Here is a 12746-nt window from a genome sequence, read left to right on the forward strand (position 1 = left end):
GTTCATCAGGCGATCGGCACACGTTTTAATAATTCGCTGAGGACTTGATCGGTACTGACCCCTTCGGCTTCAGCTTCATAACTTAAAATCAGCCGGTGGCGCAGCACGTTATGGAACACGGCCTGCACATCGTCCGGCGTGACGAAATCGCGGCCACTGAGCCAAGCCTTAGCGCGGGCACAACGCTCCAGCGCAATAGTCGCGCGCGGGCTGGCACCATAAGCAATATAACGGCCAAGCTCGGCGCCATACTCGCCGGCATGCCGGGTCGCCATCACCAGCTGGACTATATATTGCTCAAGACTTTCAGCCATATGCAGCTGCAGAATGGTCTGACGGGCGGCAAAAATATCGGCCTGGCTCATCCGCACCGGGGTTTCCGCCTGCTGGGCTAACGCTTCGCCGCGGGTTAAACGCAGAATTTTCAGTTCAGTGTCAGCGTCTGGGTAATCCACTTTCAAATGCAACAGGAAGCGGTCGAGCTGGGCTTCTGGCAGCGGGTAGGTGCCTTCCTGCTCCAACGGGTTTTGCGTTGCCATGACTAAAAACAGTTCAGGTAATTTATAGCTGTGGCGACCTACAGTGATTTGTTTTTCCGCCATCGCTTCCAGCAACGCAGACTGCACTTTAGCCGGCGCGCGGTTAATCTCATCGGCCAGAATGATATGGTGGAATAACGGACCGCTCTGGAACTCAAATTTACCGGTTTCCGGCCGGTAAATATCAGTACCGGTTAAATCGGCAGGTAATAAATCCGGCGTAAACTGAATGCGATGAAAACTGCCTTCGACACCATGCGCCAGGGCATTGACTGCCCGGGTTTTTGCCAGACCCGGCGGGCCTTCCACCAGTAAATGACCATTGGCCAGCAACGCCAGCAGGATACCTTCAGTCAGGGCCGGCTGCCCGATCACCTGGCTGTCGAGATAGGATTTTAACCGGTTAAATGCGTTCACAAACAATACTCTCTGGCTTCGGTTTAAGTGCGTTATTTATATGAAATCACGGGGGATTTCATATGCGTATCCGATGAAAAGCGGCTAGGCTAAGACCAACTCCGCGGATCTGGGGGCGGCGACAATTAAAACAAGTGTTTTAATTTTGTCGGAGTCTCGCTACAATCGGGAAAATCACAGGTCAGACCTGTAACGACCAGCAAAAGAGGACTTCTATGGCCAACCCTATTCAACTCAGAACCCGGCAGGGCGACCGTATCGCCATTGTCCGTGGTTTACGTACACCATTTGCCAAACAGGCGACCGAATTTCACGGTGTTTCGGCACTGGAGCTTGGCAAGCTGGTCGTCAACGAACTGCTGATCCGCAGTGAGCTGGACCCCAAGTTAATTGATCAGGTTGTTTATGGTCAAGTTGTGCAGATGCCTGAAGCGCCGAATATCGCCCGTGAAATCGTATTGGGTACCGGTATGAACGTACACACCGATGCATTTAGTGTGACCCGCGCCTGTGCGACCAGCTTCCAGTCCGTGGTCAGCGTCACCGAAAGTATGATGGCTGGAATCAGCGAGATCGCCATTGCCGGCGGTGCCGATTCCAGTTCAGTGCTGCCAATTGGCGTCAGCAAAAATCTGGCGCGGGCTTTGGTTGATGTTAACAAAGCCAGAACTTTTGGCCAGAAACTGGCGATTTTCCGCCGCTTGGGTTTCAAAGATTTATTGCCGGTGCCGCCAGCGGTTGCTGAGTACACCACAGGTTTGTCAATGGGTGACACGGCAGAACAAATGGCGAAAAGCCACGGTATCAGCCGCGCTGATCAAGATGCGATGGCGCACCGGTCACACACATTGGCAGCGCAGGCCTGGCAAAATGGCCTGATGAAAGATGAAGTGATGGCAGCGCACGTCGAGCCTTACAACAAATTCCTCGAGATCGATAACAACGTCCGGCTTGATTCCAAGCTGGAATCCTATGCCAAATTAAAACCCGTCTTTGACCGCACTTATGGCACTGTGACGGCTGCAACTTCAACGCCACTAACCGATGGGGCATCGGCGGTGCTGATGATGACCGAAAGCCGCGCCAAAGCGATGGGCTATGAAATCCTCGGTTATGTGCGTAGTTATGCTTTTGCCGCCATCGACGTCTGGGAAGATATGTTGATGGGGCCGTCGTATGCCACACCACTGGCCTTAGACCGCGCCGGAATGAAACTGTCTGATTTGACTCTGATTGAGATGCACGAAGCTTTTGCCGCCCAAGCATTGGCCAACATGAAAATGTTTGGCTCGAAAAAGTTTGCCGAAGAAAAACTGGGTCGTACAGAAGCCATTGGTGACATTGATATGGCGAAATTTAACGTCAACGGCGGATCGCTGGCCTATGGCCACCCATTTGCTGCGACAGGTACTCGTCTGATCACTCAAACCTTAAACGAATTAAAACGCCGCGGCGGCGGTATCGGCCTGACGACAGCCTGCGCGGCTGGTGGCCTTGGCGCCGCGATGATTGTGGAGACTGAATAATGCAGCCAACTTTTAGCTTAAGCCTGCGTGATGACGGCGTAGGTGTGATCACGATGGATATCCTTGGCGAGAGCATGAATGTGCTCAAAGCCGAGTTTGCTGACGAGATCGCGGCGGTGCTGGACGAAGTGCGGACCAATAAAAACATCAAGGGTCTGGTCATTATCAGCGGCAAACCGGATTCGTTTATCGCCGGCGCGGATATCAGCATGCTGGATAAATGCAAAACGGCCGCGGAAGCCACTGCGATCGCCAGCATGGGCCAGCGCATGTTTAACGAGCTGGAAAAATTACATATCCCGCTGATCGCAGCCATTCACGGTCCTTGTTTAGGAGGGGGGCTGGAACTGGCGATGGCCTGTCATGGCCGCGTTGCGACTGATGACAACAAAACCGTATTGGGGCTGCCGGAAGTGCAGCTGGGTCTGTTACCGGGCAGCGGTGGCACTCAACGCTTGCCAAGACTGGTCGGCCTGCAAAAAGCACTGGATATGATGCTGACTGGCAAACAGTTACGGGCTGTACAGGCGAAAAAAGCCGGTTTGGTCGATGTGGTTGTACCGCGCAGCATTTTATTAGAGGCAGCGGTGAAAATGGCGCTGGCTGGTAAGCCGGACCGCTCTAAACCAGTGAAGCTACCGCTGGTTGGCCAGTTACTGGAATTTACTTCGATTGGGCGTGGCATTTTGTTCAGTCAGGCTGAAAAACAGACGCTGGCAAAAACGCAGGGCCATTACCCGGCACCGCTGAAAATTATTGATGCGATCAAAGCCGGTGTTCATTCCGGTATGCAAAAAGGCCTCGAAGTCGAAGCAAAACATTTTGGCGAGCTGTGCATGACGCCGGTGTCGGCCAATCTGCGTAATTTGTTTTTCGCGACCACGCAGATGAAAAAAGAAAGCGGGGCGGGCGATGCCAAACCACGCAAAGTGAAAAAAGCTGCCGTATTGGGTGGCGGTCTGATGGGCGGTGGTATTGCCAACGTCACGGCCGGTAAAGCGGGTGTTCCGGTGCGGATCAAAGACATCAATCAGACCGGCATCGGCAATGCGCTGAAATACAGCTTCAGCTTGCTGAACAAAAAGTATAAAAAACGTTTTATCAGCAAAACCGAGCTGCAAAAACAAATGGCACTGCTGACCGGCACCACCGATTACTCAGGCTTTCATGATGTGGACCTGGTCGTTGAAGCGGTGTTTGAAGACCTGGCATTAAAACAGCAGATGGTTGCAGATATCGAGCAACATTGTGCTGAACATACGGTTTTTGCTTCCAACACCAGTTCTTTGCCGATTGGTCAGATCGCAGCGAAAGCGGCGCGGCCGGAAAACGTCATCGGTCTGCACTATTTCTCTCCGGTCGACAAAATGCCGCTGGTCGAAGTCATTGCCCATGACAAAACTTCTGCTGAGACCATTGCAACCACAGTCGCTTTTGCCCGCAAACAAGGTAAAACGCCGATTGTAGTGAAGGACGGTGCGGGTTTTTACGTCAACCGGATCTTGGCGCTGTACATGAACGAAGCGGCGAATCTGCTGCTTGAAGGCGAGTCGGTCGAGAAGCTTGATAAAGCCCTGACCCGTTTTGGTTTTCCGGTCGGGCCTATCACATTGTTGGATGAAGTCGGTATCGATGTCGGTGCGAAAATTTCGCCTATTTTGCAAAAAGAACTGGGCGAGCGTTTCGAAGCGCCGGCCGCTTTTGACAAGTTGATTGCCGATGGCCGCAAAGGGAAAAAAGTCGAAAAAGGCTTTTACCTGTATGGTAAGAACGCGAAAAAAGGCCGTAAAGAAGTCGACACCAGTGTCTACAGCTTGCTGGGTATTCAGCCCAATGGTCGCCTGAGTACAGAGCAAATCAGCAAACGTTGTATGGTTCAAATGCTGAACGAAGCAGTGCGCTGCCTCGAAGAAGGAATTATTGCTTCGGCCCGCGATGGCGATATTGGGGCAATTTTCGGTATTGGTTTTCCACCTTTCCTCGGTGGCCCGTTCCGCTATATCGATAGTCTGGGTGCTGGCAATCTGGTGGCAGATTTGCGTCGCTATGAAACGCAGTTTGGCAGTCGGTTTACCCCGGCAAAACTATTATTGGAGCTGGCAGAGCAGGAAAAGACCTTTTATTGAGTCTTGCTCGAGTGCTGAAAAAAACCGCAGCTTGCTGCGGTTTTTTGTATAATGCCGCTTTTTTTGCTGCCGGAGTATCGTTGTGCTGTGGTTATTTCTTCATCCACTGGTGAGTGTGTGGTGTTACCTGCAAGCAAAAAAAGCAGGGTTGCGCAGTTGGCCCTGGGTCTTGCTGGCGCTTTTGACCGGACCTGTGTCAGTGCCGTTATTTCTGAATCACCGGCGTATGGCGCGCCGGCGTGTGATGGGGCCAGAGCTGATTTGGTTCCGGCCATAATCTTGTTTTCCCAACTCCGTTTAATCCTGCCAGCGGATCGGTGCGCCATCACGCAGCCATAACTGGACACTGATCTGTTGCTCTGGCATTGCCAGTAGCTGATATACACCGGTGTGACACAGATCCTGAGCCAACATCTGTGGCAAAAACGCCGTGCCATTGCTGCGGGCCAGCCACTGGCGCAATAACCTCGGATCGCTGCAACAAAAAGCCAGCGGTGCTTTACTGAGCTGCGGCAATTTGCCGGCCCAGTCCAGCCGGCCCAGTCCAGCCGGCCTTCAGCCTGCGCTGTGCTGCCAGCGGGCCCCACAGCCGCTAAAACAATAGTGCGCCACAGCACTGTTTTATAAGCGGGATCGGCGATGCTGTCCGGACTGGCACAGAGCACTACGTCGGCCTGCCGATTACAGGCGGTCGCGGCATCAAGTACCTGCAGATGCACTGCGGTCTCAATGTTCACAACTAAAGCTTCCAATAATTCTGCTGCGAGATATTGCAAACCTGGTTCTACCGCCACGGTTAACCGTTGCGGCAAGCTACTTTGTTGCTGTAATTGCGTCCTGGCGGCCTGTAGTGCGCTGATCACGGCTTCGGCATGGGGTAGCAGCAGCTCGCCGGCTTCGGTCAACTGAATGTTATTACGGTGGCGGCTGAACAACGCCACACCCAGACTTTGTTCCAGCTGCCGGATGCGAAAGCTGACTGCGGATTGGGTTAAATAGAGATTGTCAGCGGCTTTGCCAAAATGACGGGTTTTTTGTACTTCCAGGAAGGTTTTCAGTAGTTCGGTGTCCAAGTATTAACCTTATTATTTTTTATGGTCACGATGAAAAACATTTGTTTTACGTGCGGAATTTTGTTTACCATACTCCGCACAGTTTAATTGGGATAGCTTTAGATTCAACGAGATCAGGGGAAAAAAGTGATGCAGCAAAGTTTTGTGGCTAAACGTCGCTTTTTTGATGACCGCAACTTCCCGAAAGGGTTTACCCGGTCAGGACGCTTCACGTTAGCAGAGGGCAATCTGCTCGAGAAGCACGGTGCATCGATGCAGGAGCTGGAAGAAGGTCAGCGCCAGCCGGTGAACGAAGAAGAGCAACGCTTTCTACAGGTCATGCGCGGTGAAGCCGAAGCAGAAACTGTCTATGAAAAGGCTTGGCTGAAATACAAGCAACGTATTCAGGAAAAACGTAAGTTTCATACCGTGTTTGGTAAGAAACGCATTGCTGATGGCAGTGACGATTTTTCTTACGTCGAAACAGACAACGATTAACAGAGCCGGAGTGACCGGTCGCAGCAGAGGGATTTTTGTGTGGACGGATTTTTAAAGAGTTTATTAAACCCAGCGGTGCTGGTGTTTTTAATCCCGCTGGCGGCTATCGCGATTGGTGGCCTCAAAGTGTGGCTGAATCACCAGGAGCGAATGGAGAAAATCCGGCAGGGCATAGATCCCGACGCACGTCGTGACTGAAGTCGCATCGAAACCTGTGTATCGCGTAAAAAAAGAGCCTTCCGGCTCTTTTTTTGTTTTTGTAATCGGCATGGCCAGGTCAATGGATTCAGATCGAGACCGGTACCGCCGCAAGGCGCGGTTTATTCTGTTTCTGGTCCAGCAGGAACTGGGTGAAATCGGCGGCGGATAACGGCTTACTGTAAAAATAGCCTTGAATGATTTCGCAGCGTAGCTGCTTCAATTGCGCTAATTGTTCGGCTTGTTCCACGCCTTCGGCGACCACGGTCAGGCTCAGGTTGTGCGCGATAGTGACGATGGTGTCCACCATATTACGGCCGCGCGCTGTATTCATATCGTCAATAAAAGCTTTGTCTATTTTCAGCGTATTGAGCGGGAACTGCTTTAAATACGCCAGCGAAGAATAACCGGTACCAAAGTCATCCATCGCCAGGTGAATGCCGCGGGCGCGCAGCTTTTTCATCGTATCTATCGCCATCTTGGGCGATTGCATGACAGTCCCTTCGGTGATTTCCAGTTCCAGATGATAAGAGGGCAGTTCGGTCTGCTGCAGCACATCGTCTATCTGTTCACACAAATAAGGCAACATAAACTGTTTGACTGACAGGTTGACCGCGACGCGGCCATGGAACAGCCCCTGATCAATCCAGCGTTTCACATCCAGGCAGGCTTTGCGTAAGACGACTTCCCCGATTTCGACGATTTGGCCGGTTTCTTCTGACACCGGAATAAACGAAGCCGGGCTAATCAGACCGCGTTTCGGCGTGATAAACCGCACCAGCGCTTCCATGCCAACTAACTGGCCACTGAGAATATCCATTTTTGGCTGATAGTAGACGGTAAAGAAATCTTCTTTCAGACCATGGCGGATAAGGTTTTCCAGCTGCAACCGTTTAACAGCCAGTTTGTTCATGCTGTCATTAAAAAACAGGTAGCGGTTGGCGCCGTCATTTTTGGCATGATACATCGCTGTGTCGGCGTTTCGCAGCAATGCTTCCGGATCACGGCCATCTTCGGGATACAACACAATGCCAATACTGCTGGTAACCGCCAGTTCATGCTGACTGATAAAAAACGGCTGATTAATTTGTTTAATCAGCTCTTTTGCCATCGTCGTGATGGTATGAATGTCGTTGGTATTTTCCAGCAAAATGGCAAATTCATCGCCACCAAGCCGATAAAGCCGTTCTTTTTGCCGCGTCATCTGGCTGAGACGTTCTGCCAGTTTGATTAATAGCGAGTCGCCCAGTTGGTGACCGAGTGAATCGTTGATTTTCTTAAAGTTATCAAGGTCAAATACCAGCAGGGCGTGTTTGACTTCCCGTTCAACCAGCCGGCCTAGTTCGGCCGAAAACATTGCCCGGTTTGGCAGGCCGGTCAGGGTGTCAGAATTCGCCAGCCGGCTTAACTCGGCTTCGCGTTTTTTGCGCTCAGAAATGTCAGAGAACACCGCAACAAACTGGGTCAGCACGCCATGATCGTCGCGCACGATGTCAAAATTGAGCTCAGCCTGATACACCTCGCCGTTGATACGCTGGTCTTGTACTTCGCCCTGCCAGCTACCGGTCGTCTGCAGCGTGTGGCCGATATCCTGAATAAACCGGCTTGGATACATCGCCAGATCAAACGGCTTTTTAATCACCTGTTCGCGGCTTTTGCCGGTGATATTGCTAAAAGAATGGTTGACTTCCAACACGATAAAATTGGTGTCACAAATCACCACTGCATCTGAGATATTTTCCAGACAACGGGCGAACAGTTCCAGCCGTTCTTCAGTCTGCTTCAGCAACTGAATATTCTTCAGCGTCCCTGTCATCCGTGTCGCGACGCCTTCAGCGTCAGTTGATACAACTTTACCGCGGTCTAACACCCACACCCAGCCACCGTCGGATGCTCTGAGCCGGTACGCGGCTTCAAAATAAGGTGTTTCGCCGGCAAGATGCTGATACAGCTGTTCAGTGACGCGTTCGATATCGCGCGGATGAATTTGTTCGCGATTAGGTGGAAACTGGTTGGTTTCTGGTTTTAGTTCAACCGGATGCTGCCACGAACTGGAGCGATACAAACTACCGGAAGCAATATTCCAGTCCCACAGTTCATCGCCACTGCCCCACAAAGACAACCGCAGCCGTTCTTCACTTTGTTCAAGACGGCTTTGGTAACGGCGCATTTTCAGAATGGATAAGTGCGCTAATAACAGCGCACCAAAGGAAAATAACAGGATCGATGACAATACATAAGGCATTGCATGGTCCAGATCGACCGCACAAGCCGGCATGGCAATAAAGGCCGGCAAACACAACAGAGATAGTTTTTTATTATTATTTTTCACACATCTACGCAGCTTTCGGGCATTTTGGGTAACTTATAGAAAATCTCCGGTACTGTCAAAGCCAATCTGTCCGCAGCTCCAGCTCGCCCGCCAGTTCGGCTGCTGTCTTGCTGCGCATCAGGCTGTGCGCTGGCGCCGGCCCGGTCGCCAGAAAGACGGCATCATATTCCGGCGCTAATAATGTGTAACAAAAATCGCAGAAATCGCTGAGACTCAGTGCAGCCAGTTCATCCTGGATCCGTTGTGACAACGTACATTGATAATCGCCCTGACCAATCGCCAGCCATAGCCGCTTTGCCCGGCTCGCCAGACTGGTATCGCGCTCGCGGATTTGTGCGATCAGGCTGGTTTTAATCTGGTCGAACTCCGATAACGGGATCTCCGGCAGCTCTTCGAGAAACTTGCGGTAGAAAATCACCGTCGCGTAATACAAATCAGCAGCAGCTGTTTTGGGGGATTGCACATAAAACGCCATGCCCGGTTTTTGGTTCATCGGTACATAACCGGTACCGACCAGATAACCCAACTGCTGTTCAGTGCGCAGGGCATGAAAGTACTCGGGTGAGATCAGGTGATTCGCCAGCATAAATTTAGCCATCGATGCCGCACTGCGATCTTTTGCCGGCAGATAGATCACCAGTGCCTGATCATCATGTTGCAGCTGCTGTTCCAGCCAGACCGGACCACTATTTTGTGTACTGTAACTTTGCCGTGGCAAGCGGCCGCCCGGCGAATTAATTTGTTGTTGCCACTTGCGCAACATTTTTTCCAGCAGGCTGGCATCTGCGGCATGCCAATTCCCCAGCATTAACGCCTCAACATGCACCTGTTGCATGATCTGCTGACAAAAAGCATTGAATTGAGCAAAACTACTTTGTTCCAGTAATTGCGCCAGCTGTTGCGTTTCGGGGTTTAAAGGCTGTAATAACGACGACAATTGACTGAACAGCTGACTGATTGGCTTGCCACTGATTTGGCCACGCCAATGCCGGACCAACTGAAATTGCAGTTCCACAAAGCGATCTTCGGCAAAGCTCAGATCGCCAAGCTCGGTCAGCAAGTCCTGCAATAAAGCAATTTGATTGGCGGATAAGCCGCTACTGTGTAATGTCAGACCATGTTGCTGCACATACAAGTTGTAACTGAGTCCTGCGGTCGTCGCCGGATAAAATTGCTCGTTGATCCGGTCGAGGAACAGCTCTAACCACAGTTTAGTTAACGCCAGTTGCGTTAAATCCTGCACGGTATTTGGCAGGGTTAACTGCACAAAAATATGGCCTTTTGGCGAATGAAAATCAGTATCTGCTTTAAACCACAACGATAAATCGGCCGAATTGACCAATTGCACCGGTTGCGCCTGATGTGCATTTAGCGCAATCAGTTGCAGCTGTCCGACCAGATATGGGTTGGGGGTGGGCAAATGGTAACCCGGTATTGGCTGTTGCTCAGCCAGATTTGCCAGCAATTCGGTTGCCAGCGGCTCAACACTATAGGGTGTATGGTACCAACGGGCCTGCTGACTGACGCTGACTTCCGGCGCGATCAGCATCACACGCAAGTTGTCGGCACGGAAATAACTGAGCAGCTGCCGGTATAGTGATTCCGATGGCGTTTCCATCCGGTAATCACCAAAAATATAATCATGTTGCGGATAATGCTGCAGATTCACTGCCAGATCACTGGCCAGTTGCAGACTGGCGCGAGGTTCCTGATAGGTAAAGCTCCATTGGATCAAGCGTTGCCGTTCCTGAAATAATTGCAGCGGGAACGGTTGCTGACGTAACAGGGCAAAAAAAGCGAAACAAGTTTGCAAGATCAGGTCGCGTTGCGCCATGCCGGCATGGGTCAGTTCAAACGCCAGCGTAAAGTCTTTGTAATTACTGCCATCAATACCGCCACCAGCGCTGAGCGCATTGACCAGCCCTTGTTGTTTCAGGCCGCTTAACAGCGAACCAGGGCCTTCATCGCCAATCAGATGTGCGAGAAAACTGACGACTTTATATGGGTACCAAGGTTGAATGTCGGGCAGGGCAAAACTTAAAACCAGCCGCTGTGTCGGTTTATGTGGCTGGATATTGAGTTGTATACCCAAATGTTCGCGTTGATAGAGTGGCGCTGTTAAGGCGGCCTTTGCCGGTAAATGGGCAGGCAGTTGCTGAAAATACTGTTCTGCCAGCGCCTGTTGATGCTCGATCGGAAACGCCGACACCAGCACCAGACACATACGGCTGGCGCTATATTGCTGCTGATAAAACTGTTGCACAGCTTGCTGCGCGCTTTGGTGGGGGCGGTCGTCCAGCGTTTGCAGATTCCCCACTGAAAACTTGGCAAAAGGATGGTCGGGATTAATCGTTTCTTTGTGCGCCTGATAGATGCGCCGGCCATCGTCCTTCAGCTTCATCGAAAACTCAGCCTCGATGGCCTGGCGTTCCTTGTGCACGGACGCTTCGGCAAACAATGGCGCGCCCAGCATATCGGCAAAGCGTTCAAGGCCGGTGGCAAAAGCATCATCTTCGATATCAAAATAAAAACAGCTGTGTTCGGTGCCCGTCCAGGCGTTATGGCTGCCGCCATGTGCACTGATAAACTGGGCATAGTCACCGGGCTCCGGAAATTGCCGGGAACCAAGAAAGACCAGATGCTCGAGGAAATGCGCCAAACCTTCCCGATCCGTTGGATCGTCGAAATGGCCCACATTCACCGACATAGCGGCCGCACTTTTTTCTGCGTCCGCCTGTTCGACGAGAAGCACCCGCAAACCATTATTCAGAGTTAAAGCATGATAACGGCGATGGTCGGCTGGGCTTTGTACGAGTTGCGTTTTTTTCAAATCAGGCCTCATTGTCAGGCTAAATGCGACGAGTCATACGGCAGCTCATCATACTATTAAGGAATATAAAGACTTAAATCTATGCTTTATTATCAGTTACTGTCGCAATGAACTTTCATTATCATAGCGCACTCTTTTCGCGTTGGGCGCGAAGTTGTTGATGGTGTATACAATGGTCAATCTGGTTATCATGCGACACGGTGAAGCGGTGTCGCAAAGCAGTCAGGATAGTCAACGGCAACTCAATGCCAGAGGCGAAGCCGAAGTCGGTCAGATGGCACAGTGGTTGACTCAAGTCTATCCACAGTTTGATTACGTGCTGGCAAGCCCGTATGTGCGAACCCAACAAACTGCAGAGTTGATGTTGGCACAGCAAGGGAACACAACGCAATTGCAGACTTTACCCGAGCTGGTACCCGATGGCGACTGTCATCAGGTGCAATTGTATGTTGATGCATTGCTCAGCCAGAAACCAGAAGCGCGGATCTTACTGGTATCGCACATGCCACTGGTGAGTTTCCTGGTTGAAACCTTCACTAAATCCGGCAACACACCGATTTTTGACACCGCGTCGTTGGCTTGTATCGAATACAGCGCTGGCGGCCAAGGTTCCCTGTTGGAGAAAATGGCTCCGGCTGATTTGAGTCTGCTGCGGCCATAATCTGCGCCTGCATTCATTTTGGCTATTTATCCGGCGTTTTTAGCAACACCAGTAAAGCGCCGTCCCGGCCCCAATGGGTCGGCGCGGTGTGAAAGGCCCGCACATTTGGATGCTGGATCAGCCAGTTCGGCACGCGCCGAGCTAATAAACCACTGCCTTTACCATGCACAACACAAGCACAGTTCAGATGTTCTTGCTGACAATAGTCCAACAGACCAGCCAGCTCGTGCTTGGCATCATGCTGGCTAAGACCATGCAGGTCTAACACCACGCCGGGCTGAAATTCGCCGCGTTTTAAATTCTTTGCCAAATGCAAATCTTCACCGGGCTGGACATAACTGACGGTGCCGCCATCAAACTGATAACCTTCGTATTCATCAGAAAAATAGAATAAACTGGCGGCCGGCTGACTTTCAGACGTCTTGATGGCGGATTTTTTCTTGCTGCGTGGCGGGGTCAGCGTTATCTTGTCCTGCGCCATAGGGCGGGCACCCGAGATCGCATCACGGAACAGCTGAATATCCTGATCGGTTAAAGAGGGTGTTTTTCGCATTGCGCAAGTCTATC

The 12746-nt window shown here is 51.4% G+C and carries 10 protein-coding genes; 5 read left to right on the forward strand and 5 right to left on the reverse strand.

Features of this window, described 5'->3' with window-relative positions; translation table 11 throughout:
- Positions 1 to 5: 5 nt before the first annotated feature.
- The gene (locus ACQ66Q_RS02745) at positions 6 to 962 is read right to left on the reverse strand and encodes an AAA family ATPase (RefSeq protein ID WP_430455378.1); all 957 of its coding nucleotides are present in this window, start codon (positions 960 to 962) and stop codon (positions 6 to 8) included.
- Positions 963 to 1171: 209 nt separating this feature from the next.
- Between ACQ66Q_RS02745 and fadI the strand changes: the two genes are divergently transcribed.
- Positions 1172 to 2482 (forward strand): acetyl-CoA C-acyltransferase FadI, encoded by a 1311-nt coding sequence (gene fadI / locus ACQ66Q_RS02750; protein ID WP_430455379.1) that lies wholly within the window; start codon positions 1172 to 1174, stop codon positions 2480 to 2482.
- Positions 2482 to 4608 carry a fatty acid oxidation complex subunit alpha FadJ gene (gene fadJ, locus ACQ66Q_RS02755; RefSeq protein ID WP_430455380.1) on the forward strand — a complete coding sequence of 709 codons (2127 nt, stop codon included), beginning with the start codon at positions 2482 to 2484 and terminating at the stop codon, positions 4606 to 4608. The genes fadI and fadJ overlap by 1 nt, the downstream gene beginning before the upstream one ends.
- Here fadJ and ACQ66Q_RS02760 read toward each other — a convergent pair.
- Complete coding sequence (locus ACQ66Q_RS02760) at positions 4602 to 5681, reverse strand: LysR family transcriptional regulator (RefSeq protein ID WP_430455381.1); 1080 nt, start codon at positions 5679 to 5681, stop codon at positions 4602 to 4604. The genes fadJ and ACQ66Q_RS02760 overlap by 7 nt on opposite strands.
- Before the next feature lie 129 nt (positions 5682 to 5810).
- On the opposite strand from ACQ66Q_RS02760, the gene maoP reads away from it, so the two are divergent.
- Both maoP and ACQ66Q_RS02770 read left to right on the forward strand, forming a co-directional pair.
- Positions 5811 to 6158: a DUF413 domain-containing protein gene (maoP, locus tag ACQ66Q_RS02765; protein ID WP_208931109.1), complete on the forward strand. Its 348-nt coding sequence runs from the start codon at positions 5811 to 5813 to the stop codon at positions 6156 to 6158.
- A 39-nt stretch (positions 6159 to 6197) separates the two neighbouring features.
- On the forward strand, positions 6198 to 6356 hold the full coding sequence (locus ACQ66Q_RS02770; RefSeq protein WP_430455382.1) for a hypothetical protein: 159 nt from the start codon (positions 6198 to 6200) through the stop codon (positions 6354 to 6356).
- Positions 6357 to 6444: 88 nt separating this feature from the next.
- Here ACQ66Q_RS02770 and ACQ66Q_RS02775 read toward each other — a convergent pair whose 3' ends face one another.
- Together ACQ66Q_RS02775 and ACQ66Q_RS02780 are read right to left on the reverse strand one after the other, a co-directional pair.
- Positions 6445 to 8688, reverse strand: a complete 2244-nt coding sequence (locus ACQ66Q_RS02775) for a putative bifunctional diguanylate cyclase/phosphodiesterase (RefSeq protein WP_430455383.1) — start codon at positions 8686 to 8688, stop codon at positions 6445 to 6447.
- Between the two features lie 55 nt (positions 8689 to 8743).
- Positions 8744 to 11518, reverse strand: a complete 2775-nt coding sequence (locus ACQ66Q_RS02780; protein ID WP_430455384.1) for an insulinase family protein — start codon at positions 11516 to 11518, stop codon at positions 8744 to 8746.
- 172 nt (positions 11519 to 11690) lie between these two features.
- On the opposite strand from ACQ66Q_RS02780, the gene sixA reads away from it, so the two are divergent.
- Positions 11691 to 12179 carry a phosphohistidine phosphatase SixA gene (sixA, locus tag ACQ66Q_RS02785; RefSeq protein ID WP_430455385.1) on the forward strand — a complete coding sequence of 163 codons (489 nt, stop codon included), beginning with the start codon at positions 11691 to 11693 and terminating at the stop codon, positions 12177 to 12179.
- Positions 12180 to 12201: 22 nt separating this feature from the next.
- On the opposite strand, the gene smrB is transcribed toward sixA, so the two are convergent.
- Entirely contained in the window at positions 12202 to 12732 is a 531-nt protein-coding gene (gene smrB, locus ACQ66Q_RS02790; protein ID WP_430455386.1) for an endonuclease SmrB, read from the reverse strand.
- Positions 12733 to 12746: the final 14 nt, after the last annotated feature.

The organism is Rheinheimera sp., assembly GCF_965283995.1.
Classification (GTDB): Bacteria; Pseudomonadota; Gammaproteobacteria; order Enterobacterales; family Alteromonadaceae; genus Pararheinheimera.